This window comes from Micromonospora sp. NPDC048842, from assembly GCF_040649935.1.
Classification (GTDB): domain Bacteria; phylum Actinomycetota; class Actinomycetes; order Mycobacteriales; family Micromonosporaceae; genus Micromonospora; species Micromonospora hortensis.
This window is the reverse complement of record NZ_JBEZGK010000008.1, coordinates 283321-305690: the sequence shown is the minus strand read 5'-3', so window position 1 is coordinate 305690 and position 22370 is coordinate 283321. Positions and strand designations below refer to the sequence as shown.

Genomic DNA, 22370 nt, shown 5'->3' with positions numbered 1-22370 from the left:
AGCTCCCATACGAAAGTGGCCGCCCGTTCACACGGACGGCCACTGACGTATCGCCTGCCTACTTGCGCTTGCGGATCTCCTCGGCGGCCTGCGGGACGATCTTGAACAGGTCGCCCACCACCCCGAAGTCGGCCAGCTCGAAGATCGGCGCCTCGCCGTCCTTGTTGACAGCGACGATGGTCTTCGAGGTCTGCATGCCGGCCCGGTGCTGGATGGCACCGGAGATGCCGAGGGCGACGTAGAGCTGCGGGGAGACCGTCTTACCGGTCTGGCCCACCTGGAACTGGTGCGGGTAGAAGCCGGAGTCGACGGCCGCGCGGGACGCGCCGACGGCGCCGCCGAGCAGGTCGGCCAGCTCCTCGACCAGCTTGAAGTTGTCGGCGTTGCCGACGCCCCGACCGCCGGAGACGACCACGCCGGCCTCGGTCAGCTCGGGGCGGGAGCCCTTCTGCTCGGCGACCCGCTCGACGACAGTGGCCAGCTTGTCGGTGTCGGTGACCGTCACGGTGAGCTGCTCGATCGCCGGGGTGGCCGCCGCCGGGGCGGGGGTGACCGAGTTGGGCCGCACGGTGACCAACGGCAGGCCCTTGGTGACCTTGGACTTGACGATGGTGGAGCCGGCGAAGGCGACCTGGGTCGCGGTGCCGTCGGCGTCCAGGCCGACCACGTCGGTCAGGATGCCGTTGTCGAGCTTGACGGCGAGCCGGGCGGCGATCTCCTTGCCCTCCTGGGCCGACGCCAGCAGCACGGCGACCGGCTGCACTCGCTTGACCAACTCGGCCAGCACTGTCGCCTTGGGGGCCACCAGGTAGCCGTCGATCTCGTCACCCTCGGCGGCGTAGATCTTCTCCGCGCCGTACTCGCCCAGCTTGCCGCTCAGCGCCTCGGCGGCGCCGGCGCCGCCCAGCACCACAGCGCTCGGGGTGCCCAGCTCACGCGCGAGGGTGAGCATTTCCAGGGTGACCTTCTTGACGCCGAATTCCTTTGTGGCTTCGACGACGACGAGAACCTCGGACATGTCAGACCCCCCTCTCACACGAACTTCTCGGTGGCGAGGAACTCGACCAGCTTGACGCCGCCCTCGCCCTCATCAGTGATCTTGGCGCCGCCGGAGCGCGGGGGGCGCTTGGTGTGCTCGACGACGGCACTGGTGGCGCCGTCGAAGCCCACCTCGTCGGCAGCTACCCCGAGCTCGGCCAGCGAGAGCGTCTGCACCGGCTTCTTCTTGGCGGCCATGATGCCCTTGAAGGAGGGGTAGCGCGGCTCGTTGATGGTGTCCCAGACGGAGACGACGGCCGGGGTGGCGGCGGTGACCACCTCGTAGCCCTCCTCGGTCTGCCGCTCGACGGTCAGCGTCGCGCCGTCGACTGTGAGCTTGCGGGCACCGGTGAGCGCCGCGACGCCCAGCCGCTCGGCGATCATGTGCGGCATGACCTGGACCCGACCGTCGGTGGACTCGGCACCGCAGATGACCAGGTCGGCATTGAGCTGACCGAGCGCGGCGGCGAGCACCTTCGAGGTGGCGACGGCGCACGAGCCGTGCAGGGCGTCGTCCAGCACGTGCACTGCCTTGTCCGGGCCCATGGAGAGCGCCTTGCGGATCGACTCGGCCGCCCGGTCCGGACCCATGGTCAGGATGGTGACCTCGCCGCCGTGCGCCTCCTTGATCTTCAGCGCCTCCTCGATGGCGTACTCGTCCATCTCGTTGATCACGTTGTTCGCCGAACCGCGGTCGACGGTGTTGTCGTCATTGCGCAGGTTGCGGTCCGCGCCCGAATCAGGCACCTGCTTGACGAGTACGACGATGTTCATCGCGCTTCGACGACCCTCCTGTGTGGTGTTGCGATTCGCTCGCCCGGTCTGGGGCGCAGCGTCGCGCGTCGGTCGACGCCAGGTCAACCGCGGGCGGTTGTGCAGTTGCCCACGGCGCAATGTTACCTGCCAGTAGGTTGCACTCCCGCAGCACTCAGAGTGACACAGCTCACCGACGCGCAGCCGGTCAGGCCGGCTCGGCCAACGCGACCCGGATCTGGTCGATGGCCGCCGCCTCGGCGGGCGCCACCCCGTCGTGCGCGCGGGCCACCTGGTCCGCCGCGGCCAACACCAGTTCGCGGTACGCGTCCACGTCCCGTGGGGACTTCTCGCGCAGGATCCGCACCGCCCGCCCCAGCGCCGGCAGCACCACCGACTCGATCTCCAGTTGTGAGTCCCGGGGAAGTCGCGGCAGCGGGCCGGTGGTCAGCGCCTCCTTGACCGTGCCACTGGCGTCGGCCAACGCGCCGGACGCGGCGATGCTCTCCCGGATCACCCCCAGGACACCGGGATCGGCATTGGAGACCAGGAAGACGGCGCCGAACGCACCGGTCTTGAGGGTCAGCCGCTCCTCGTCAGTCAACCGCTGCTCCATGATCACGGAGTGTAGACGTACGGGGTGGTGGTGGTGACCGCGACGAGGCCGAGCCGCTGGAGGATTGGCCGGCTGTCCTCGGAGCAGTCGACCTGCATGAGCGTCCGACCCCGCTGCTCGGCCAGCCGCGCCCGGTAGTTGACCAACGCTCGGTAGATGCCCCTGCGCCGCCACTGCGGCAGGGTCGAGCCGCCCCACAGGGTGGCGAAGCCGGTGTTCGCCGGGAACCGCACCCAGCCGGCACTCACCACCGTGTCGTCCACCTCCGCCACCACCACTGTGATCGAGTTCGGGTCGGCGTCGATCTCCTTGGCCAGGCCCCACACCAGGTGCGAGCGGTCCTCCTGCCAGACCTCCTCCTCCATGGCGGCGATCCGCTCCAGGTCCTCGCGCGAGGTCACCTCACGCAGGCGTACCCCCTCGGGGGCGACCGGCAGCGCGGCGGCGAGCGGCGCGACCGGGCCGACCACGACGGTCTCCCGGTCCTCCGGGACGAAGCCGGCGGCGCGCAGCCGGTCCGCCAGGTCCGCCGGTTCGTCGTGTTCGTTGAGCTTCCACTCCGCCGACTCGCCCCGCTCACGACACAACCCCACCTGCCGGGCGATCAACTCGTCCAGCGCTTCGCCGGCCAACCCACCCAGGTCGCGGTACGTGATGAACCCACCGGAGTCGAGACCGGTGATCCGGACCAGCGGCCCGTCCCGCTCCACGGTCACGCCGGCCGGAACCGGGTCGGGGATCTCCGGGCGGAGCTGGTTGTCGTAGGCGGTCCGCAGCGTCAGGATGTCGAGATCAGTCACCGGCCCAGGCTAAGCGGGATGGGAAGCGGATAATCTCCCACTGTGCGGGAGACGATCAAGCGGTGGTTCGACCCGGCGGAGCTGGGCTCGGTCGGTGAAACACCGGACTACCGCTTCTCCCTGGCCAACGAACGGACCTTCCTCGCCTGGCTGCGCACCGGGTTGGCGCTGGTCGGAGGCGGGTTGGCCGCCGCGCAGTTCCTCCCGCCCCTGCCGATGAGCCACCTGCGCGAGGTGATCGCTGTGGCGTTGCTGCTGCTCGGCGCGGCGGTCGCGATCCGCGCGGTGGACCACTGGGCGCGTACCGAGCGGGCCATCCGGCTCGGTCAGGAGCTGCCCGCGTCCCGGTTCCCCGCCATCCTGGCGCTCGCCGTCGGCGTCGGCGCGTTGCTGCTGGTGGCCGCCGTCCTGATGCGGGCGGTCGGTGGGCGGTGAGCACCGGACGCGACCCGGGGCTGCAACCGGAGCGGACCCGGCTGGCCTGGCGGCGCACCCTACTCACTGTGACCGTGGTGAGCGTGCTCGCCGTCCGGCTGGCGTCGACGGGTGACCCGACCGGTGCGCTGATCGCCGGCGGCACCGTTCTGGTGTGGGGCGCCCTGCTGGTGCTCTGCTGGCCCCGGGGCACTGGCACCGGTCCGGCCCGCACCGGCGGCCGGACACTGCCCCTGGTCACGGTGGGCACTGTGGTGCTGGCGTTACTGGGAGTGCTGCTGGTGCTGCGCGGACTGTGGTGACGCGCGCGGGTGCGTCATCATGGGTGCATGGCCCGGCTTGGCGTACTCCTCTTCCTGGTGCAGATTGTCCTCGCCGTCTGCGCACTGATCAGCTGCCTCTCCGCCGAGGAGGGCAAGATCCGTGCCCTTCCCCGGATCGCCTGGGTGCTGATCATCTTGTTCTTCCCGCTGGTCGGCTCGATCGCCTGGTTCATCGTCGGCCGGGAACCCAGCCCCGGCGCCGGCAAGGGCTGGCCGGTCGGCGGCGGCGAGCGGCAGCGCCCTCGGCCGGTGGCCCCCGACGACGACCCGGAGTTCCTGCGCTCCGTCGAGGAACGCGCCCAGCAGCAGGACCAGGAGCTGTTCCAACGCTGGGAGGAAGACCTGCGGCGACGCGAGGACGACCTGCGCCGCCGCGACGGCGAGCCGCCGCGCGAGGGCGACCGACCGGAGGTGTGAGCGCGCCGCCGCCGCCGGCGCAGGAGCGACGGCGGCGGCGGGTACGACTCAGGCCAGGTTCGACGACCGGGGGTACGCGTCGGTCGGGTCGGTGAGCACGTTCACCAGGTACGGCACTCCGGAGTCGAACGCCCGCTGGAGCGCCGGGCCCAGGTCGGCCGCCTTGGCGACCGTCTCCCCCGCCCCGCCGAGTGCGCTGACCACCGTGTCGTACCGCAGCTCCGGCTGGAGGTCGGCGGCCACGTCGTAGCCGTACATGGCCCGCATCGGGTGCTTCTCCAGCCCCCAGATGCCGTTGTTGCCGACGACGATCACCACCGGCAGCTTCTGGCGGACCAGCGACTCGACGTCCATCAGCGAGAAGCCGGCAGCGCCGTCGCCCATCAGCACGCAGATCTGCCGGTCCGGGTGACTGACCCGGGCGCCCATCGCGTAACCCATGCCGGTGCCCAGGCAGCCGTACGGGCCCGGGTCCAGCCAGGTGCCGGGCTGGGCCGGCTCCAGGTACCGCCCGGCGTACGACACGAAGTCGCCGCCGTCGCCGATGGTGATCGCGTCCGGGGCGAGCGCTCGACGCAGCTCGCCGTAGATCCGGGCCGGGCGGATCGGGTCGGTCTCGGCGGCCATCTCCGCGGCGTCCCGAGCCTTTGCCGCGTCCTCGGCGACCCGCAGGTCGGCGATCCAGTCGGCGTGGTCGGCCCGGTCGCCGGAGTGATCGGCCAGCGCGGAGAGGATCAGGCGCAGGTCACCGGCGGGGGCGGCGGCCGGCTGCACGTGCGTCGCCCGCTGGCTGGGGGCGTCGACGATGTGCACCACCTTGGCGTCACCGAAGTCACCGAAGCTGAGCCGGAAGTCCAGCGGGGTGCCCACCACCACGACCACGTCGGCGCCGGAGAGCGCGGCCCGACGGGCCTTGGCGAACGCCAGCGGGTGCTCCGGCGGGAGCGAGCCGCGACCCATGCCGTTTGTGAAGACCGGCACCTGCAACGCCTCGGCCGCCTCGCGCAGCGCGGCGACCGCGTCGCCTGCGTACACGTCGGAGCCGGCGATGATGACCGGCCGCTGCGCAGCGGCGATGAGCAGCGCCGCGCGGCCGACCTCCTCCGGGTCCGGGGCGATCGGGTCGACACCCGTCACGGTCGGCAACTCTGCCTCCGCGACCGAGAAGACCGTCTCCAGCGGAAAGTCGAGGAAGGCCGGACCCCGGTGCGGGGTGAGCGCGGCGTTGAGCGCCGCACCCACCGCACGCGGGATGTCGTCGGTGCTGAACACCGTCTCGGCGTGCTTGGTGACCGGGGCGACCAGCGGCAGGTGGTCCATCTCCTGGAGGCTGCCCGAGCCCCAGCGGAACGCGGGTGCGCGCCCCCCGAGCACCAGCACCGGCGAGGCGTTGAAGAACGCGCTGGTCATGCCGGAGATGCCGTTTGTGACACCGGGCCCGGCGGTGAGCACGGCGAGGCCGGGGCGGCGCTGGAGCTTGGCCACCGCCTCGGCGGCGAAGACCGCGGACTGCTCGTGCCGGACGTCGTAGATCGGGAAGTCGGTCTTGTACGCGGCGTCGTACAGCGGGAAGACGTGCCCGCCGGACAGCGTGAACATCTCCCGTACGCCGTGCGCGCGTAGTGCCGCGAGCGCCAACTCGCCGCCGTGACCCTCGATCCGCTCCGTCATGTCGCTCCCATCGTCCGTGGCCGGGATCACAGGTTACCGGCCAGTCACTTGGCAGTGCGACCGTGGCCCCGGCCAGTGGACGTTGCCGAGGTCAGAGCGTCGTCGGGGCGGGAAGCGACGGCTCAGCGGCCGGTGAAGCCCGGCTTGCGCTTCTCGACGAAGGCCGCCATGCCCTCGCGCCGGTCGTCGGTGGCGAACAGCGCCGCGAAGAGCTGACTCTCCCAGGCCAGACCCGAGTTCAGGTCCATGTCCAGGCCGCCGTCGACCGCCAGCTTCGCCCCGCGCAGCGCCTGCACCGGCCCGGTCAGGTACGGAGTGATCATCGCGACGGCCGTGTCGTACACCTCGGCGGCCGGGGCGACCCGGTCCGCCAGGCCGATGCGCAGCGCCTCCTGCGCATCCACCATCCGCCCCGACATGATCAGGTCCTTGGCGCGGGCCGGGCCGACCAGGCGGGCCAGCCGCTGGGTGCCGCCCGCACCCGGGATGATGCCCAGCTTGATCTCCGGCTGGCCGAGCTTGGCGTCCTCGGCTACCACTCGCCAGTCACAGGCCAACGCCAGCTCACAGCCGCCACCCAGGGCGTACCCGGTGATCGCGGCGACCACCGGCTTGGGAATGCGGGCGATCGCGCCGAGCGCGCTGGACAGGTTCGCAGCCCGGTCGGCCATGTCCACGTAGGACATGTCGGCCATCTGCTTGATGTCGGCGCCGGCGGCGAAGACCTTCTCCCCGCCGTACACGATGACGGCGCGGACCTCGGGATCGGCGGTGGCCGCCGTGGCGGCGGCGCGCAACTCCTCCTGCACCTGGGTGTTGAGCGCGTTCATCGGCGGCCGCTCCAGCCGGATCGTGCCGATGCCGTCAGTGGTCTCCAGCCGAACGAACTCGCCCACGCTGCCCTCACTTCCTCGTCGAAGTCGCGTGCCAACCTTACGACCCGACTCGTTTGGGTAAGTAGTGTGGTGTCAGCCCCGTGGGCGGGAGTCCAGCCATGATCACGTATTACGACGACAGGTCGGTGCAGGTCACCTCCACCACCGTCAGTGTCGACGGTCGCAGCTACAAGCTGGCCGACATCACCATGATCTGGCATCGCCGGGGCACCCGATCCTGGCGCGTGCTGGTGGGACGGGGTGCTATCGGCGCCGCGCTCGCCGGCCCGCTGGTCGCGGCGGTGCTCGGCATTGGCGTGGCCGTCTGGCTGCACCGCTCACCCACCGTGACGATCGCGATCGTCGGCGCGTCGGTGCTGGTCGGGTTGGCCGTCGGGCCGGTCGCCGACTTCCTCTTCGAACACCTGGACCGCTCGTACGCCCGGGGCAGCCGCCAACTGGAGATCTGGGCCCGTTGGCGGGGTCAGCCGGTGCGTCTGCTGCGCACCGGTGACGCGCTGCGCTTCGGGCAGATCTACCGGGCGGTGCAGCGCGCGGTCGAGCACAGCCAGCCGGCCCACCCCGTCACGCGCCGCTAGCCAGTTTGGTTCCGCTTCACGTCCCGACCTGACCGGGGCCGGTCGTCACAGGTGGGACCTGCGCAGCGGACGCGGGCGCAGCGGACGCGGGCGCAGCGGACGCGGGCGCAGCGGACGCGGGCGCAGCGGAGGCGGGCGCAGCGGAGGCGGGCGCAGCCTTCCTGCACTGCCTATGGAGCTGATATCACAAACGAATCGGACCGTTGGCCTTGCGGCGCCGCTGTGCCGCTGTGCGGCTGTGCGGCTGTGCGGCTGTGCCGCTGGGCGGCTGTGCCGCTGGGCGGCCGTGCCACATGGCCGCAGCGCGACGCGTGATGTCGCAGACGATTCAGCTCCAAAGGACCACTGCAACATCACCTCTACCCCGCCGGACGGCCTCCGTCGAATCCTCTGCGCAGACTGGTCGATCCCCTGCGAAAGAGGCCACGTGCCAAGGTCCGAGCGAGGCGCGGTTTGCCTGTCGGTGGTTAGGCTTAGTGATGACCCTCTATTACCGGGACGACGCGGTGCAGGTGACCTCCGAGTCGATCCGGGCGGGCGGTCACGTGATCGCCCTGTCCGACGTGACGTTCGTCTGGCACGACCGGGGGCAGAAAACCCTCGCCGTACGCGGCCGTGTGCTGGGGCGCGGAATCCTGGTCCTGCTGCTCTCGCTGCCGCCACTGGTCGCCGTGGTCTGCGTGCTGTCGCTGGCCTGGTCGGCTCAGGACCGGGGCAACTGGCAACTGGCGCTGATCATTCTCGCTGCCTGCGCGGTGGGAGCGCTGGCGTTGATGCCGTTCCTGGAGATCCCGTTGGGTTGGCTGGACCGCTCCTACGAGCGCGGCAACCATGTGCACGAGTTGTGGGTGCAGCACCACGGTCGGGAGGACCTGCTGGTGCGCACCCCGGACGCGCTACGGTTCGGGCAGATCTACCGAGCCGTGCAGCGCGCCGTCGAACAGCAGGGAGACCATCGATGACCACCCGCCGCGGCGAGGCCGTCGCACTGGCTGGCCTGCTCGCGGCAGCCGGCGTCACCCATCTGCTGCGACCCGGCGTCTACGACCCGATCGTGCCGCGCGCGCTGCCCGGCCCACCCCGATTCTGGACGTACGCCAGCGGGGTGGCCGAACTGGCGGTGGCGGCGGCGGTCGCGAACCCTGTCACCCGGCGGGCCGGCGGTCGGGCAGCCGCCGCACTCTTCGTCGCCGTCCTGCCGGCGAACGTGAAGATGGCAGTGGACTGGCGGCACCGACGCCCGACGAAGCGGGCCATCGCGTACGGCCGGGTGCCGTTGCAGGTGCCGCTGATCTGGTGGGCGCTGCGGGTGGCCCGCGCCGACACCGCCGGTCGACGGCCCCGCTGACCAGCTCCGTCGGGCGGTTGTGGCACTGCCGACGCACACTTGACCCATGGCGATTCCCCTCCCCACCCCGGCCGCCGTGGTCGGCCTGACCCGCTCCGCTTTCGACCAGGCGCTCGGCTCCGCGGCCTCGATGGCGGCCGTGCCCGCCCGCGCGTTCGCCGTGCTGGACGGTGTGGAGGCGCTGGTGGCCCGGATCAACGGCGTGGTCGACCGGATCGAGACAACACTGGACCGGACCGACCAGGTGCTCACCGACGCCGAGGCGGCGGTCCGCGAGGTGGCCGTCATCAGCGCCGCCGCGACCACCGCCATCGACACGGCCACCGAGGTGGCCACCGCCGCCGCCGTGGTGGTCGCCGAGGCCGAACGGGTCTCCCGGGCGGCGGGCACTGTCGTCGCCGAGGCCGACCGTGTCGCGAACCGCGCCGCCACCACCGTGGGCACCGCGACGGCGGCCGCCGCGACGGCGGCCGAGCTGCTGGCGGCGTACGAGCCGGCGTTGCGCCGAGCCGCGCCGATGGCCGGGCGGTTCGTGGAGGAGTTGAGTCACGAGGAGATCAGCGCGGCGATCCACCTGATCGACGAGTTGCCGAAGCTCAAGGAACACCTGACGGCGGACATCCTGCCGATTCTGGCCACGCTGGACCGGGTCGGGCCGGACCTGCACGATCTGCTCGACGTGACCCGCGACCTCAAGCTCGCCGTGGCCGGCATCCCCGGGTTGGGCATGCTGCGCCGACGCGGCGAGAAGCTCACCGACGAGCCCGTCGGCTGACGACCGGCCCGCCCAGGCGAGTCGGCCGGAGTGCGGCGGGTGTGGTCAGGCCGGTACGTACAGCTCGTCGATCTCGGCGCGTTGCGGTAGCGCCACCGAGGCGCCGAGCTTGCGGACGCAGGCAGCGCCGGCCGCCGACGCCCAGCGCACCGCGTCGACCAGGTCGCGTCCTTCGCCCCAGCCGACTGCCAGCGCGGCGGTGAACGCGTCACCGGCGGCGGTGGAGTCGACCACGTCGACAGGTGCCGCCGGCACGTGCACCTCGGTGCCGTCCCGGTCGACGTACCAGGCGCCCTCACCGCCGAGAGTGAGCACGGCCCGGGGGGTCAGGTCGAGCAGCGCACGCGGCTCCTCCCGCCCCCGGCCGGCGAGCGCCTGCGCCTCGCCCTCGTTGACGACCAGCAGGTCCACGGCGGCGAGCAGCTCGGGTGGGAGGTCCCGCGCCGGGGCGGCATTCAGGATGACCCTGGTGCCGGCCTCGCGGGCGGCCACCGCGGCGGCGGTCACGGTCTGCACCGGGATCTCCAGTTGGGCGACCAGGACGTCCGCGGCGCGCACAGTGGTCAGCTCCTCCTCGGTGAGGCCGACCAGGGCGTCGTTCGCTCCGGGGGTGACCACTATGGCGTTCTCCCCCTGGGCGTTGACCATCACCAGCGCCACTCCGGAGGCGCCGTAGACCACGCGAAGCTGACTGGTGTCCACCCCGGCCGCGGTGATGCGGGCCTTGAGGGTGACGCCGAAGGCGTCCGAGCCGATCGCGCCGAGGAAGGTACAGGAGGCGCCGGCCCGGACCGCGGCCACGGCCTGGTTGGCGCCCTTGCCGCCGGGCACCATCACGAAATCGGTGCCGAGCATGGTCTCGCCCTGTCGAGGCAGCGCGGGTGCCATCGCGACCAGGTCCATGTTGGCGCTGCCCACCACGGCAACCCGAGTCTGCGGCACGGCCGTCTCCGCCTGTCCGACGCTCAGGCGGCGCGAGCCGTGAAGCGGTCGCCCGACCGCTCGACCACAAGTGGCAGCCCGAAGGTCTTGGAGAGGTTGTCACCGGTCAGCGTCTCGGCGAGCAGGCCCTGGGCGACCACCCCACCCTCGCGCAGGAGCATCGCGTGGGTGAACCCGGGCGGGATCTCCTCGACGTGGTGGGTGACGAGCACCATCGCCGGGGCGTCCGGGTCGTACGCCAGCTCGGCAAGTCGGGCTACCAGGTCTTCCCGACCACCCAGGTCGAGCCCGGCGGCGGGCTCGTCGAGCAGCAGCAGCTCCGGGTCGGTCATCAGGGCACGGGCGATCTGCACCCGCTTGCGCTCACCCTCGGAGAGGGTGCCGTAGCGGCGTTCGGCGAGGCCACCGACGCCGAGCTGACTCAGCAGTGCCCGCGCCCGTGCCTCGTCGCCACGGTCGTAGTTCTCCCGCCAGCGGCCGACCACCGACCAGGCGGCGGTCACCACCACGTCGCTGACCCGCTCGTCGGCGGGCAGCCGCTCGGCGATCGCGGCGGTGGTGAGCCCGATCCGGGTACGCAGCTCGTTGACGTCGGTGCGGCCGATCCGCTCGCCGAGCACGTGCGCGACACCCGTGGTGGGGTGCAGCCGACCGGCGGCGAGGTTGAGCAGCGTGGTCTTGCCGGCGCCGTTGGAGCCGAGCACCACCCACCGCTCGTCCAGTTCGACGCGCCACGTCAGGTCCTGTAGGAGGGCGGTGCCAGAGCGGCGTACGCCGACGCCGTCGAGGCTGACCACCAGATCCGGGTCCACGAAAGCGGCGGCAGGCGCGGCGCCGGCAGCGCCGGGGATCAGGTCACCAGTCACCACACCATCCAACCACGCAGCGCCGGGGTACCCCCCATGGGCGGCACCTCAGCCATAGGGTGAAGCGCCGTGTCATTGATCACCAAGCCCGGAGGACGGCCCATGCCCCGCCGACGTACGGAGCCACGCAGATGAGCGCGGTCATCGAGATCGAGGGTCTGCGCAAGACCTTCCGTAGCCTGCGCAGCGGCCGACGGGTCGCGGTGGACGGGTTCGACCTGCTGGTCGAGGCGGGCCAGGTCCACGGCTTCCTGGGCCCCAACGGCTCGGGCAAGACCACCACCCTGCGGGCCCTGCTCGGGCTGGTGAGCGCCGACAGCGGCCGGATGACAGTGCTCGGCGAACCGTCGCCGGAACTGCTGCCCCGGGTGGCGGGCCAGGTCGGCGCCATCGTGGAGAGCCCGCAGTTCTTCGGCAACTTCACCGGCTACCGGACGCTGCGGTTGTTGGCCCGCGCCGGTGGTGTGCCGGTCTCGCGGGTGGACGAGGTGCTGGATCTGGTGGGCCTGCACGACCGGGGCGATGAGCGGGTGAAGGGCTACTCGCTGGGCATGAAGCAGCGTCTGGCGGTGGCGTCCGCGCTGTTGAAGGACCCGCGTCTGCTCATCCTGGACGAGCCGGCGAACGGGCTGGACCCGGCGGGCATCCGGGAGATGCGGGACCTGATGCGGTCGCTGGCGGCCAACGGGGTGACAGTGCTGGTGTCCAGTCACATCCTGGGCGAGATCCAGCTGATCTGCGATCACGTCACGATCATCTCTCGGGGCCGGCGGGTCGCGACCGGTCGGGTGGACGAGGTGCTGGCGGGCCACGACCGGCACGAGTTCCTGGTCCGGGTGGCCGAACCGGAGCGGGCCGTCGAGCTGCTGCAGGCGGCCGAGCTGACGGCGGTCGTGGACGGCGGAGCGTTGGTGGTGAGCGGGGTGGACGACCCGACGGCGATCAGTCGGGTGCTCGGTGAGCAGGGTCTGTGGGTGGGCGAGCTGACGCCGCTGCGGCCGGATCTGGAGAGCGTCTTCCTGGAGCTGACCGGCGCGTACGAGCATCCGTCGGTGCCCCGGCAGGGCGGCGACTCGTCGCTGCCGCAGGGCGAAGCTGTGATCGACCTCGATCGGGGAGTGGACGCGTGAACCTGGTGCGTGCCGAGTTGGAGCGACTGTCGGCGCGTCGCTTCGTGCAGCTCATGCTCGTCCTGTTGGTGTTGGCGTTCGCCGTCACGGCGGCGACCACGCTGGCCGGTTCTCACAAGCCGAGCGTCAGTGAGCTGAACTCGGCGCGGGCGCAGGCCGCCGAGGCCAGGCAGAGCATGGAGGCGAGGCACCAGGAGTGCCTGGCCCGCCAGGACGGCACCATCCAACCCGACCCGGACGACTACTTTTCCACAGACTGTTCGGAGATCGACCCGATCCGGCAGGACCGGTTACCGATCGCCGCCGACTTCCTGCCGGGTGTGTTCAGCTTCGCCGAGCAGGCCGAGTCGCTGCTGTACTTCCTCATCGCGTTCCTGGTGTTGTTCGGGTTCCTGGTCGGCGCCTCCTACATCGGCGCCGACCTGAACTCCGGCGGGGTGGTGAACCTGCTGCTCTGGCGACCGCGCCGGATGACGGTGCTCGCGACCAAGTTGGGCACCCTGCTCGGCACTGTGCTGGTGCTTGCCCTGCTGGCGTCGCTGGCCTACCTCGCCACGTTCTGGGTGATCGGTCAGACCGCCGGCCTACCGGGCCGGTTGAACAGCGACTTCTGGAGTTCGCTCGGCGCGGTGCACGGCCGTGGCCTGGTGCTGGTGCTGCTGGCTTCCACGCTGGGCTTCGCGATCGCCACGCTCGGTCGGCACACGTCGGCGGCGTTGGGCGCGTTCGCCGCGTACGCGGTGCTGTGGGAGTTGGGCGCCCGGCTGGTCCTGGAGATCGTCGACGCGCGGAAGTCGGACCTGTTCATGCTCTCCAGCCACATCGGGGCGTGGCTCAACGGCGAGGCGCGGTTCTATGACGAGCAGCTCTGCCGGGGCAGTACCGACTACCCCTACTGCGAGGGGTTCTACACGGTGACCTGGCTGCCGGCGCTGTTGGTGCTGCTGGCGATCACGGGCGGGCTGACCGCGGCGGCGTTCGCCGTGTTCCGTCGCCGTGACCTGATCTGAATCGAGGCCGTCGGGTCGCCCCACCGCGGGCGGCCCGACGGAACGGCCAAGCCGGCGCCCGGCAAGAGCTTGCAAGCTATGGGCGCACGGTGAAATATTCCTTCACATGACCGCCGCAGCGGGCTCAGCCGACGGTGGAGCCGAACACCTCGTCGCGCACGGCGTCCAGGGCGGTGCGCAGCGCACCGTGCAGGATCGGCTCCTCGGTCAACCCGGTCGGCACCACCCGCGGCTGGACCAGGGTGATCGCCGCGACCTCCTGCTGCACCCGGTCGGCGAGCGCCGCGCCACCGGCCTGGCCGACCTCGCCGGCGAGCACTACCAGCGGTGGGTCCAGCACCACGCAGGTGCTGGCCACGCCGAGCGCGAGCCGACGGGCGAGTTCGTCGAGCATCGGGCCGCCGTCAGCGCCGGCCGCGACGGCAGCGCGGACCGCCTCGGCCGCGTCGGCGTCCGGGTAGCCGTGCTCGCGGGCCACAGCGCGCACCGAGTCCGCACCGATCAGCTGCTGGAAAGCCGGCTTGGCGCGACGGGACACGTCACGCGGGATGGGCGCGCCGGGCACCGGCAGATAGCCGATCTCGCCGGCGGCGCCGCTGCTGCCGTGGTGCAACCGCCCGCCCAGCATGATCGCGAGGCCGACGCCGGCGCCCACCCAGACCAGCACGAAGTCCGACAGCCCCTGCGCCGCGCCGGACTGCGCCTCGGCCACCGCGGCCAGGTTGACGTCGTTCTCGAAGACAACCGGCGTGTGCAGGTCGTCCCGCAGCGCGGCGAGCAGACCGCTGTGCCAGCGCGGCAGGTTGAAGGCGAAGGTGATGTCGCCGGTGCCGGGGTCGACCAGGCCCGGCGTGCCGAGCACGATCCGTCGTACGCTGCTCAGCTGCGCCTGGGCGCTGCTCGCCGCCTGCACGACGGCGTTGTGCACCACGCCCACCGGGTCGTCGGTGTCCCGGGTCGACTGTTCCACCCGGCCGATGACCGCACCGGTGATGTCGGCGCACGCCGCCACCACCCGGTCCGGCCCGACGTCCACGCCGACCACGTGCGCGCTGCCCGGGCGGACGGCGTAGAGCTGGGCGTTCGGCCCTCTCCCGCCGGCCTGCTCGCCGACCCGCGCGACGAGGCCGCGCTCCTCCAGCCGCTCGACAAGTTGCGATGCGGTGACCTTGGACAGCCCGGTCAGCTCGCCGAGTCGAGCTCGGGTCAGCGGGCCGCGTTCGAGGAGCAGCTCCAGCGCGGCACGGTCGTTGAGCGCCCGCAACAGACGGGGGGTGCCGGGCAGCCGGGTCGCACTCATGACACGTCCTCTAGTTTTAGTAAACTTTGCTAACTGTAAACCAACCTGCGAACGGGTAGCCGTAGCGTAACGGCCACTCGACGGTGGGACGCTCCGCCGAGTCGGCAGGGCCAAGACCACCACCGGTACGACGTTTCGTACCCGCGGGGGCACCGAAGGGGGAAGCACGTGGGGTTGGATCCAGGACTGCGCCGGCTCGCGCTGGGCACGCTGCTGGCCGCGTACGCGGGACCGGTCCCGCCGGACTGGGCGGTCGACCTGCTGGCCGACGGGCTGGCCGGGCACACCCTGTTCGGCACCAACGTGCACGACCCCGCGCAGGTGGCGGCGAGCACCGCCGCGCTGCGCGCCGGTCGGCCGGACGCGCTGATCGCGATCGACGAGGAGGGTGGCGACGTGACCCGGCTGGCGCACGCCACCGGCAGCCCGTACCCCGGTAACGCCGCCCTGGGCGCGATCGGCGACGTGGCTCTCACCCGACGGGTCTACCAGTCGATCGGCGCCGAACTGGCAGCGCTCGGCATCACCGTCAACCTCGCCCCCACTGTCGACGTCAACACCGCCGACGACAACCCGGTGATCGGCACCCGGTCCTTCGGCGCGGACCCGGTGCGGGTGGCCGCCCACTCGGCCGCCGCCGTGGCCGGGTTGCAGGCCGTCGGCGTGGCCGCCTGCGCCAAGCACTTCCCCGGGCACGGCGCCACAGTCACCGACTCCCACCACGAACTGCCCACTGTGGATGGCCCGTTGAGCCTGCTCCGCCAGCGGGACCTACCGCCGTTCGCGGCCATCGTCGCCGCCGGGGCGCGGGCCGTGATGACAGCGCACATCCGGGTGCCGGCGCTCACCGGCGCCGACCCGGCCACCTTCAGCCGAGCCGTCCTGGTCGACCTGCTGCGCACCGAGTACGGCTTCACCGGCACCGTCATCACCGACGCGCTGGAGATGAAGGGTGCCGCAGTGGCCGCCGGCGGGGTCGGGCCAGCTGCGGTCCGGGCCCTGAGCGCCGGTGCCGACCTGCTCTGCATCGGCGCGACTGTCGACGCTGAGCTGGTCGAGCGGGTGGCCGCCGAGATCGTCGACGCGCTCGCCGACGGCCGGCTGGCAAGGGCACGGGTCGAGGAGGCGGCCGGCCGCGCCGCCGATCTCGCCGCCTGGACCCGGGCCGCCGGCGGGTCGCCGACCACCAGCGACACCGAACTGGGGTACGCGGCAGCGCGTCGAGCGGTCCGGGTGGAGGGTGTGCTCAGCGGCTTGGACCAGCCACTGGTGGTGCAACTGCACACCGAGTCGACGATCGCCGAGGGTCGGGTGCCGTGGGGTCTCGGTCCGCACCTGCACGGGGTGCCGGAGATGCGGGTGATCGCCGCCGAGACCGACCCGGCCACACTGCGCGGATTGGCGGGCGACCGTCCCATCGTGCTGGTCGGACGACACCTGCACCGACTGCCCGGCGGCCCGGCACTGATCGCCGACCTGGCGGCCCAGCACCCGGTGACAGTGGTGGAGATGGGCTGGCCGGCACAGTGGCGGCCAGCGGGTGTCCGCGCCTTCGTCATCACCTACGGCGCGAGCCACGCCAACGGTCGCGCGGCGGCCGAGGTGCTCGGCCTGACCGGCTGAGCCACGGCGTTCTCCGGCCGGGCTGAGACGCTCGGCCGGATGTCACGCTCCAGCGCCGCGACGGAGTGTCCACAGTCACTGGTCGCCACTTCTTGAACATGTTCAACAACGGCCCTAGTCTGATGACGTCGGTAGTTGAACACGTTCAAGAAGGGCGTCCACATGGACATCAAGGTCTGGATGTACGTGATCTACCTCGCGGTCAGCGTCGGCCTGACCATCTGGGTGGCTCGAGCGCTGTCCCGCAACGGGCTGGTCTTCCTGGACGAGGTGTTCGCCGAGAAGCGACTCGCCCAAGCGGTCAACAGCCTCCTCGTGGTCGGCTTCTACCTGCTCAACCTCGGCTACGTCACCGTGGCGATGAAGCACTCCGACCCGGTGGGTTCGACAAGCCAGGCCATGGAGGAACTGTCACTCAAGATCGGCTTGGTGCTGCTCGTGCTCGGCGCGCTGCACTTCTTCAACGTCTTCGCACTCGGCCGCTACCGCCGAAACCGACTCCGCCAGCTCGCCACTCATCCCCCGATCGCCCCGATCGGCCGGCTCCCCATGCAATCCACCCCAGCCGGACCGCAGCTGGTCGGCGCGTACCCGGGCGGACCCCAGCCGACCGGCGCGCACCCGGCTGGCCCGCACCCGGCTGGCCCGCACCCGGCCGGCCCGCACCCGGCCGGCCCGCACCCGGCCGGCCCGCAGCCGGGCGTCGGCCCGAACCCACCGACCCGATGACAGCGCCCCGGACCGGTGGCGTCGGTCGGCTCCCGGATCCCACCGCTCACCCCGGCGGTGGGATCCGGGGGTTCACAGTCCTGTTCGACGCGGCCTGCCCGATCTGCCGCGCCGCCCACCGCTGGTTGTCGTCCCGCGCCCAGCTCGTACCCCTGGAGTTCGTGCCGGCCGGTTCCGCCGAGGCCCGGCGGCGCTTCCCCGGCCTGGACCACGACGCGACGCTGCGCGACCTCACAGTGATCGCCGACACCGGCGAGGTGTACGCGGGCGACGGCGCCTGGTTCGCCTGCCTCTGGGCGCTGACCGATCATCGGTCCACTGCCGAGCGGCTGGCCCGACCGCACCTGCTGCCCCTCGCCCGGCAGACGGTGGCCGCCGCCTCGGCGATCCGGGAGCGGATCCGCGACCCGTGGGCCGAGCCGACCGACGAACCGGCGGGATACGGTGACCCCGATGACCGAACAGCCTGCGCAGACGACCACTGCGGGTGACCCAGCCACCGCCCGAGGCGAGCAGACCCGGCAGCTGATCCGGGACACCGCGATGCGGCTGTTCCGCGAACGCGGGTACGCCCAGACCACCATGCGGGCGATCGCGCAGGAGGCCGGCGTGGCGGTCGGCAACGCCTACTACTACTTCGGTTCCAAGGACCACCTGATTCAGGAGTTCTACGCCCAGTCCCAGGTCGAGCACCGGGCCGCCGCGCAGCCGGTGCTCGACCTGGAGGAGGCGTTCGGTCCCCGGCTCGCCGGAGTGCTGCACGCGGGGATCGACGTGTTGACGCCCTCACACGGATTCGCGGCGACCTTCTTCAAGACCGCCGCGGAGCCCACCTCTCCGCTCAGCCCCTTCTCCGCGGAGTCCTCCGGTCCCCGACAGGCGGCCATCGACCTCTTCGGCGAGGTGTTGACCGGCTCGACGGCAAAGGTCGACGCCGAGCTCCGTCCGCAGCTGCCAGAGCTGCTCTGGCTCGCGTACATGGGCGTGATCCTGTACTGGGTGCACGACCGATCGCCGGGCCAGACCAAGACCCGCCAGCTCATCGACGGGGCCGTACCACTGATCGACCGGCTCGTGGCGCTGTCCCGGCTCCGGGTCCTGCGGCCGGTGACCCGACAGGTGCTCGACCTGATCCGCACGCTCCGTCACTGATCCGGCTGACCTCCTGCGGCCGGCGAAGCAGCAGGTCAAGTCCGCTTTTCGACACTCCGAACCGACAGCTTCAACCTTGCCCCGAGCCTGTTCGATACGTAGCGTGATCGACACGTAGCGGCTCGCCCCCGGCGAGGCCGCTACACCCGGTACCGGGGCCTGGGGGGAGGTTGCGGACCGTGGATCCGGCCCGGGATCCACGGTCCGCGCCGATTGCCCCGCCGCGCCCGCGCCCGCGCTCGCGCTCGCGCCCGCGCTCGCGCCCGCGCCGATCTTGCAGTTTCGGTCGTCGTGATGCGTGGAATGCCCGCTATGCCTCGACAGTAAGTGCAAGATCGCGAATCTCAGCGGCCCCGACGCTCAGCGCGGATAGACGCCGTACGCGCGCCAGCCCCGGTCCGGGAACCCTGCCGCTTCGGCCACCCGGGCCGAGGCGTGATTGTCCCGCTCGTGCAGGTAGGTGGGGACGGCTCCCTCGTCGAGCACCCGCCGTGCGGCCTGGGCCACCAGTCGACGGGCGAGGCCGCGTCCCTGGGCTGCCGGTACGGTGCCGACGGCCAACTCGTGCCCGTACGCGTCGTGCCGTTTGATCCCGGCACCGGCCAGATAGGCGCCGTCCGGGTCCCGGACCACCAGCACCGGCCGGTCGAAGAGTCGCAGCCACGGCGGCAGCCCGGGAGCGGTGGGCTCGGTCCACTCCCCCACGTCGGGCAGCGGCGCGGGGGCCAGGCTCCACCGGAACGGGCCGTCATGCAGGCAGAATTCGGGTCTGCCGACGGCCTCCGGCAACGCGGCGAGCAGCCGAGTCGGCGTACGGCCAACCAACGCGCGGATCGCCGCCACGCGGTCCGGCGCCACGGAGAGCACTGCGCTCTGCCCGGTGTCCACGGCGAGCGCGGGGCGGAGCCGGCCGTCCCAGGCCGGTTCGGCCCGCCGCTGCGAGGCGACCACGTGCAACCCCGGCCCGGCCGGCCACTGGCCCAGCCAGGTGGCCAGGTGCAGGTGAAGTCGCCGGTCGAGCATGCGCACCTCCCCGCGTCACCCGACCCGTCGTCGATCACCGTACGCCGGACGGCGGGGCCGGGCGCAGGATACGTCGGGGCCAAACGGAAAAGGGGTGCGGGAACCGGGCAAGCGGATCGACCGTCATATGTATTTCCATACCTGGACACCTTTGTTTGGGACGGTGAACGCATGCCGATTCAGCCGAGCGACCACTACCAGCAGGACCCCGAGCGACTCTGGCAGGCGGCCGAGGCCGTCGGAGGCAATCCGCCCCAGCCGAGCTACCGGAACCCTCGGACGATCGGCGGCGGCGCCCTGTCGTGGGCCGGCCTTAACAAGCTGTCCATCGGTAGCTCCAGTAGGCACCGCCTGAACAACCACTGACCCACCACAGGGCAAACCTCTGACGTTCGCCCGGGCGACACACCGGAGGAGGTCCAGCGGCAGCTTTCGCACACCTGTCGGGTAATTTCTTGTGGTCCGCCATCCCGGCCTACGACAGGAGAAGCTCCGCGCATGGGCAAGAAGACGATCCACGTCTCCGACTTCACCGGCACGGTTCTGCAGCAGGACGACGAGGTGGTCCGCGTCGTCGTGCTGGAGCACCCGGACCTGGTCGCCGGGCCCGTGCAGTTGGACGCCACCCCGGGCGAGGTGGAGAACATCGACGACGCCGCGCTGGACGTGGCAGTGGTGGAGATCCACGACCGGCACGGTGGCGGCGAGCCCCGCCGGGTGGTGTTGACCGCCAGCGAGTTCGACGCGATGGCCACCGACGTGCCGATGGCGCAACTGTTGAAGACGGCCGAGCGGGTCCGCCCGCCCAAGGCCCGCAAGACCACCGAGAAGATCGACTACGGCACGCTGGAGCACGCCGGCAAGCCACACCGGGGCCGGGTCACCGAGGAGGAGGCCCGCCTGGTGCGCGAGCAACTCGACGAGGTCAACAAGCGCCTCGCCGACGCGGGCGTACGCCAGATCGACCCGGCCGATCCGGAGCACGCCCTGCGTTACGGCTTTCCTGAGGCGTCCTGACCCCGGGGCTTCACTTCTTTCCGACGGCGGCGGCGAGAGCGGCGGCCAGGTCGGCCTCGACCGTCGCCTTGTCCAGGCCGAGGTTGGTGAGCACGCCGGCGCCGTCCTCCTGCTCCAGCAGCGCGAGCAGCACGTGCTCGGTGCCGATGTAGTTGTGCCCGAGGCGCAGCGCCTCCCGGAAGGTCAGCTCCAGCGCCTTCTTGCCGCGCGCGTCGTACGGGATGAGGTCCGGAACCTGCTCGGCCCGTGCAGGGAGGACGGCTCCGACCGCCTCTCGTACCGCCTCGGGGGTGGCGCCACGACCAGCCATCACCCTGGCTGCCAGCCCTTCCGGCTCGGCCAGCAGGCCCAACACCAGGTGCTCGGGGCCGATCTCGGCGTTGCCGCTGGCCCGGGCCTCCTCCTGCGAGGCCACCACCACGTTGCGGGCGCGCGGGGTGAACCGGCCGAAGCCGGCGTTGGGGTCGAGCGCGGCCGCGTCGGTCGCCTTCGGCACGAAGCGCTTCTGGGCGGCCTGCTTGGTGACCCCCATGCTGCGGCCGATGTCGGTCCAGGAGGCGCCGGAGCGCCGGGCCTGGTCGACGAAGTGCCCGATCAGGTGATCGGCCACCTCACCGAGGTGATCGGCGGCGATGACCGCGTCGGTGAGTTGGTCGAGCGCGTCGGTGTGCGCCGTCTTGATCGCCTGGATCAGGTCGTCGAGCTTGACGGTGTTACCCATCTGGAGAGGATCTGTCATGCGTCAACCATAGGTTGACGCACTCCTGGCGTCAACCCTGAGTTGACGATGTTGCGTCAGATCAGGCGGCGTACTCCGGCAGCAGTCGAGCGACGGCCCCCGGCGCGGGCATGGCCGCGATCTCCTCGGCGACCGCCCGGACCGCGTCGCACTGCTCGGCGTTGCCGTGCTGCGGCAGCAGGCGGTGCGCCTGCTCGGCGATGGCAACCGCGTCCACCTCGCCGGGAAGGAGCCGCACTGCGACACCGGCGGCGGCGAGCGTGTCGGCGTTGGCGAACTGGTCGGCGCCCTGCGGCAGCAGCAACTGCGGTACGCCGGCCGCCAGCGCGCCGAGGGTGGTACCGCTACCTGCGTGGTGCACCACCAGGTCGACGAGCGGCAGCAACTCCGCCTGCGACACCCACTGGTGCACGCCGACGCGGTCAGGGATCTCGCCCAGTTGTTCCAGCGGTACCCGGCCCGCCGCGACCACCACGTCGGCGTCCAGCGCCGCCAGGCCGGCGATGGCGGTGCGCAGCAACTCCGGCGTGCCGAACGCGGTGCCGAGGGTCAGATAGATCAACGGCCGGGACGTGCGACGGCTCACCCGCTCGGGCAGCGGGGCCGGTGTGGAGAAGGCGACAGGTCGCAGCTCGATCCGACGTTCGGTGGCGAGGAAGTCCTTGTCCTGGAGCGAGGGCGGCCAGATGTCCAGGTGCGGCCGGCCGACGACCTCGGCGTTCCTGGTGGGTAGTTCCAGGCCGATGCCCTCGGGAAACATCCGGCCGAACCCGTGCCACAGGCCCGGGATGCCGGCCCGGTGAGCCGCCACGGCCGCACCCGGCAGCCCCCACTCGTGCACCACCAGGTCGGGCCGCAGCCGCGCCAACTCCGGAGCGAGATCCTCGGCGTACACCTCGTAGAAGGCGTCGCCGGGCCGGAACGGCCGCAGGCCGTGCGCGGCGAGCGGCGGGTGCACCTCTGGACCGGCGGCGAAGTGGACCTCGTGCCCGGCCTCCCGGGCGGCGATCGCCAGCGGGACCAGCGGGTAGGTGTGACCGACGGACGCAAGACTGGCGAACAGCACACGCATGGCGTCGGACCCTACCTGCCGCACCGTGGACCCGGCCGGGTCCGCCGGCCCGTATACGGTGGCTCCGGTCGAGCGCGGTCACCGGCGGGAAGGGCGGTCATGCGTCTGCACGTGGGG

27 protein-coding genes are annotated in these 22370 nt (G+C 71.7%); 15 read left to right on the top strand and 12 right to left on the bottom strand.

Annotated features, from left to right (window positions below):
• Nucleotides 1–58: 58 nt before the first annotated feature.
• The 4 genes from AB0C19_RS14800 to AB0C19_RS14785 form a co-directional block, all read right to left on the bottom strand.
• Nucleotides 59–1018 carry an electron transfer flavoprotein subunit alpha/FixB family protein gene (locus AB0C19_RS14800; RefSeq protein ID WP_357184667.1) on the bottom strand — a complete coding sequence of 320 codons (960 nt, stop codon included), beginning with the start codon at nucleotides 1016–1018 and terminating at the stop codon, nucleotides 59–61.
• Between the two features lie 14 nt (nucleotides 1019–1032).
• Nucleotides 1033–1812 (bottom strand): electron transfer flavoprotein subunit beta/FixA family protein, encoded by a 780-nt coding sequence (locus AB0C19_RS14795; protein WP_357184664.1) that lies wholly within the window; start codon nucleotides 1810–1812, stop codon nucleotides 1033–1035.
• A gap of 187 nt (nucleotides 1813–1999) precedes the next feature.
• Nucleotides 2000–2413, bottom strand: coding sequence for a hypothetical protein (locus AB0C19_RS14790; RefSeq protein ID WP_328650662.1), 414 nt, complete (start codon nucleotides 2411–2413; stop codon nucleotides 2000–2002).
• Entirely contained in the window at nucleotides 2410–3207 is a 798-nt protein-coding gene (locus AB0C19_RS14785) for a GNAT family N-acetyltransferase (protein WP_357184660.1), read from the bottom strand. The genes AB0C19_RS14790 and AB0C19_RS14785 overlap by 4 nt, the downstream gene beginning before the upstream one ends.
• A gap of 42 nt (nucleotides 3208–3249) precedes the next feature.
• Here AB0C19_RS14785 and AB0C19_RS14780 point away from each other — a divergent pair, with 42 nt between their 5' ends.
• The 3 genes from AB0C19_RS14780 to AB0C19_RS14770 are packed head-to-tail and all read left to right on the top strand — an operon-like array spanning nucleotide 3250 to nucleotide 4382.
• Entirely contained in the window at nucleotides 3250–3642 is a 393-nt protein-coding gene (locus AB0C19_RS14780) for a DUF202 domain-containing protein (protein WP_357184657.1), read from the top strand.
• Complete coding sequence (locus AB0C19_RS14775; RefSeq protein ID WP_357184654.1) at nucleotides 3639–3944, top strand: DUF202 domain-containing protein; 306 nt, start codon at nucleotides 3639–3641, stop codon at nucleotides 3942–3944. The genes AB0C19_RS14780 and AB0C19_RS14775 overlap by 4 nt, the downstream gene beginning before the upstream one ends.
• Before the next feature lie 27 nt (nucleotides 3945–3971).
• Nucleotides 3972–4382, top strand: a complete 411-nt coding sequence (locus AB0C19_RS14770) for a PLD nuclease N-terminal domain-containing protein (protein ID WP_357184651.1) — start codon at nucleotides 3972–3974, stop codon at nucleotides 4380–4382.
• A gap of 48 nt (nucleotides 4383–4430) precedes the next feature.
• Here the strand turns inward: AB0C19_RS14770 and AB0C19_RS14765 are convergent, their stop codons facing one another.
• Together AB0C19_RS14765 and AB0C19_RS14760 are read right to left on the bottom strand one after the other, a co-directional pair.
• On the bottom strand, nucleotides 4431–6053 hold the full coding sequence (locus AB0C19_RS14765) for an acetolactate synthase (protein WP_357184648.1): 1623 nt from the start codon (nucleotides 6051–6053) through the stop codon (nucleotides 4431–4433).
• A 122-nt stretch (nucleotides 6054–6175) separates the two neighbouring features.
• Complete coding sequence (locus tag AB0C19_RS14760; protein WP_357184645.1) at nucleotides 6176–6949, bottom strand: enoyl-CoA hydratase-related protein; 774 nt, start codon at nucleotides 6947–6949, stop codon at nucleotides 6176–6178.
• Nucleotides 6950–7047: 98 nt separating this feature from the next.
• Here AB0C19_RS14760 and AB0C19_RS14755 point away from each other — a divergent pair, with 98 nt between their 5' ends.
• The 4 genes from AB0C19_RS14755 to AB0C19_RS14740 all read left to right on the top strand — a co-directional run bounded on the left by AB0C19_RS14755 (nucleotide 7048) and on the right by AB0C19_RS14740 (nucleotide 9650).
• Nucleotides 7048–7527 carry a DUF6232 family protein gene (locus AB0C19_RS14755; RefSeq protein WP_328650668.1) on the top strand — a complete coding sequence of 160 codons (480 nt, stop codon included), beginning with the start codon at nucleotides 7048–7050 and terminating at the stop codon, nucleotides 7525–7527.
• A 479-nt stretch (nucleotides 7528–8006) separates the two neighbouring features.
• Nucleotides 8007–8489: a DUF6232 family protein gene (locus AB0C19_RS14750; protein WP_357184641.1), complete on the top strand. Its 483-nt coding sequence runs from the start codon at nucleotides 8007–8009 to the stop codon at nucleotides 8487–8489.
• Nucleotides 8486–8875 (top strand): hypothetical protein, encoded by a 390-nt coding sequence (locus AB0C19_RS14745; protein ID WP_357184638.1) that lies wholly within the window; start codon nucleotides 8486–8488, stop codon nucleotides 8873–8875. The genes AB0C19_RS14750 and AB0C19_RS14745 overlap by 4 nt, the downstream gene beginning before the upstream one ends.
• Before the next feature lie 46 nt (nucleotides 8876–8921).
• Nucleotides 8922–9650: a hypothetical protein gene (locus AB0C19_RS14740; RefSeq protein WP_357184635.1), complete on the top strand. Its 729-nt coding sequence runs from the start codon at nucleotides 8922–8924 to the stop codon at nucleotides 9648–9650.
• Nucleotides 9651–9695: 45 nt separating this feature from the next.
• Here AB0C19_RS14740 and AB0C19_RS14735 read toward each other — a convergent pair whose 3' ends face one another.
• Together AB0C19_RS14735 and AB0C19_RS14730 are read right to left on the bottom strand one after the other, a co-directional pair.
• Entirely contained in the window at nucleotides 9696–10592 is an 897-nt protein-coding gene (locus AB0C19_RS14735) for a ribokinase (protein ID WP_357184632.1), read from the bottom strand.
• A 23-nt stretch (nucleotides 10593–10615) separates the two neighbouring features.
• Nucleotides 10616–11458 (bottom strand): ABC transporter ATP-binding protein, encoded by an 843-nt coding sequence (locus AB0C19_RS14730; protein ID WP_091397101.1) that lies wholly within the window; start codon nucleotides 11456–11458, stop codon nucleotides 10616–10618.
• A gap of 131 nt (nucleotides 11459–11589) precedes the next feature.
• On the opposite strand from AB0C19_RS14730, the gene AB0C19_RS14725 reads away from it, so the two are divergent.
• Both AB0C19_RS14725 and AB0C19_RS14720 read left to right on the top strand, forming a co-directional pair.
• Nucleotides 11590–12588 (top strand): ATP-binding cassette domain-containing protein, encoded by a 999-nt coding sequence (locus AB0C19_RS14725; RefSeq protein ID WP_357184628.1) that lies wholly within the window; start codon nucleotides 11590–11592, stop codon nucleotides 12586–12588.
• Nucleotides 12585–13598, top strand: coding sequence for an ABC transporter permease (locus AB0C19_RS14720; protein ID WP_357184624.1), 1014 nt, complete (start codon nucleotides 12585–12587; stop codon nucleotides 13596–13598). The genes AB0C19_RS14725 and AB0C19_RS14720 overlap by 4 nt, the downstream gene beginning before the upstream one ends.
• 124 nt (nucleotides 13599–13722) lie before the next feature.
• On the opposite strand, the gene AB0C19_RS14715 is transcribed toward AB0C19_RS14720, so the two are convergent.
• Entirely contained in the window at nucleotides 13723–14898 is a 1176-nt protein-coding gene (locus AB0C19_RS14715; RefSeq protein ID WP_238670961.1) for an ROK family transcriptional regulator, read from the bottom strand.
• Nucleotides 14899–15066: 168 nt separating this feature from the next.
• On the opposite strand from AB0C19_RS14715, the gene AB0C19_RS14710 reads away from it, so the two are divergent.
• The 4 genes from AB0C19_RS14710 (at nucleotide 15067) to AB0C19_RS14695 (ending at nucleotide 18402) form a co-directional block, all read left to right on the top strand.
• Nucleotides 15067–16521 carry a glycoside hydrolase family 3 N-terminal domain-containing protein gene (locus AB0C19_RS14710; protein ID WP_357184620.1) on the top strand — a complete coding sequence of 485 codons (1455 nt, stop codon included), beginning with the start codon at nucleotides 15067–15069 and terminating at the stop codon, nucleotides 16519–16521.
• Nucleotides 16522–16656: 135 nt separating this feature from the next.
• Complete coding sequence (locus tag AB0C19_RS14705; protein ID WP_357184617.1) at nucleotides 16657–17250, top strand: hypothetical protein; 594 nt, start codon at nucleotides 16657–16659, stop codon at nucleotides 17248–17250.
• Nucleotides 17247–17741, top strand: coding sequence for a DCC1-like thiol-disulfide oxidoreductase family protein (locus tag AB0C19_RS14700; RefSeq protein ID WP_357184614.1), 495 nt, complete (start codon nucleotides 17247–17249; stop codon nucleotides 17739–17741). The genes AB0C19_RS14705 and AB0C19_RS14700 overlap by 4 nt, the downstream gene beginning before the upstream one ends.
• Nucleotides 17704–18402, top strand: coding sequence for a TetR family transcriptional regulator (locus tag AB0C19_RS14695; RefSeq protein ID WP_357184611.1), 699 nt, complete (start codon nucleotides 17704–17706; stop codon nucleotides 18400–18402). The genes AB0C19_RS14700 and AB0C19_RS14695 overlap by 38 nt, the downstream gene beginning before the upstream one ends.
• A gap of 360 nt (nucleotides 18403–18762) precedes the next feature.
• Here AB0C19_RS14695 and AB0C19_RS14690 read toward each other — a convergent pair whose 3' ends face one another.
• Nucleotides 18763–19425: a GNAT family N-acetyltransferase gene (locus AB0C19_RS14690; RefSeq protein WP_357184608.1), complete on the bottom strand. Its 663-nt coding sequence runs from the start codon at nucleotides 19423–19425 to the stop codon at nucleotides 18763–18765.
• 171 nt (nucleotides 19426–19596) lie between these two features.
• On the opposite strand from AB0C19_RS14690, the gene AB0C19_RS14685 reads away from it, so the two are divergent.
• Both AB0C19_RS14685 and AB0C19_RS14680 read left to right on the top strand, forming a co-directional pair.
• Nucleotides 19597–19791, top strand: coding sequence for a DNA repair protein (locus tag AB0C19_RS14685; RefSeq protein ID WP_357184605.1), 195 nt, complete (start codon nucleotides 19597–19599; stop codon nucleotides 19789–19791).
• Between the two features lie 132 nt (nucleotides 19792–19923).
• Entirely contained in the window at nucleotides 19924–20442 is a 519-nt protein-coding gene (locus tag AB0C19_RS14680; RefSeq protein WP_203122260.1) for a hypothetical protein, read from the top strand.
• A 10-nt stretch (nucleotides 20443–20452) separates the two neighbouring features.
• Here AB0C19_RS14680 and AB0C19_RS14675 read toward each other — a convergent pair whose 3' ends face one another.
• Together AB0C19_RS14675 and AB0C19_RS14670 are read right to left on the bottom strand one after the other, a co-directional pair.
• A complete protein-coding gene (locus tag AB0C19_RS14675) occupies nucleotides 20453–21181 on the bottom strand; it encodes a Clp protease N-terminal domain-containing protein (RefSeq protein ID WP_357184601.1) in 729 nt (242 codons plus the stop codon).
• Between the two features lie 61 nt (nucleotides 21182–21242).
• Nucleotides 21243–22253 (bottom strand): glycosyltransferase, encoded by a 1011-nt coding sequence (locus AB0C19_RS14670; protein ID WP_357184598.1) that lies wholly within the window; start codon nucleotides 22251–22253, stop codon nucleotides 21243–21245.
• Between the last annotated feature and the right edge of the window lie 117 nt (nucleotides 22254–22370).

Bases quoted from the DNA above. Each gene is read 5' to 3' on its own strand.
- AB0C19_RS14675 (WP_357184601.1), bottom strand. From the start codon at position 21,181: ATGACAGATCCTCTCCAGATGGGTAACACCGTCAAGCTCGACGACCTG.
- AB0C19_RS14685 (WP_357184605.1), top strand. From the start codon at position 19,597: ATGCCGATTCAGCCGAGCGACCACTACCAGCAGGACCCCGAGCGACTC.
- AB0C19_RS14795 (WP_357184664.1), bottom strand. From the start codon at position 1,812: ATGAACATCGTCGTACTCGTCAAGCAGGTGCCTGATTCGGGCGCGGAC.
- AB0C19_RS14770 (WP_357184651.1), top strand. From the start codon at position 3,972: ATGGCCCGGCTTGGCGTACTCCTCTTCCTGGTGCAGATTGTCCTCGCC.
- AB0C19_RS14765 (WP_357184648.1), bottom strand. From the start codon at position 6,053: ATGACGGAGCGGATCGAGGGTCACGGCGGCGAGTTGGCGCTCGCGGCA.
- AB0C19_RS14740 (WP_357184635.1), top strand. From the start codon at position 8,922: ATGGCGATTCCCCTCCCCACCCCGGCCGCCGTGGTCGGCCTGACCCGC.
- AB0C19_RS14755 (WP_328650668.1), top strand. From the start codon at position 7,048: ATGATCACGTATTACGACGACAGGTCGGTGCAGGTCACCTCCACCACC.
- AB0C19_RS14670 (WP_357184598.1), bottom strand. From the start codon at position 22,253: ATGCGTGTGCTGTTCGCCAGTCTTGCGTCCGTCGGTCACACCTACCCG.
- AB0C19_RS14690 (WP_357184608.1), bottom strand. From the start codon at position 19,425: ATGCTCGACCGGCGACTTCACCTGCACCTGGCCACCTGGCTGGGCCAG.
- AB0C19_RS14700 (WP_357184614.1), top strand. From the start codon at position 17,247: ATGACAGCGCCCCGGACCGGTGGCGTCGGTCGGCTCCCGGATCCCACC.
- AB0C19_RS14695 (WP_357184611.1), top strand. From the start codon at position 17,704: ATGACCGAACAGCCTGCGCAGACGACCACTGCGGGTGACCCAGCCACC.
- AB0C19_RS14680 (WP_203122260.1), top strand. From the start codon at position 19,924: ATGGGCAAGAAGACGATCCACGTCTCCGACTTCACCGGCACGGTTCTG.
- AB0C19_RS14725 (WP_357184628.1), top strand. From the start codon at position 11,590: ATGAGCGCGGTCATCGAGATCGAGGGTCTGCGCAAGACCTTCCGTAGC.
- AB0C19_RS14750 (WP_357184641.1), top strand. From the start codon at position 8,007: ATGACCCTCTATTACCGGGACGACGCGGTGCAGGTGACCTCCGAGTCG.
- AB0C19_RS14800 (WP_357184667.1), bottom strand. From the start codon at position 1,018: ATGTCCGAGGTTCTCGTCGTCGTCGAAGCCACAAAGGAATTCGGCGTC.
- AB0C19_RS14745 (WP_357184638.1), top strand. From the start codon at position 8,486: ATGACCACCCGCCGCGGCGAGGCCGTCGCACTGGCTGGCCTGCTCGCG.
- AB0C19_RS14715 (WP_238670961.1), bottom strand. From the start codon at position 14,898: ATGAGTGCGACCCGGCTGCCCGGCACCCCCCGTCTGTTGCGGGCGCTC.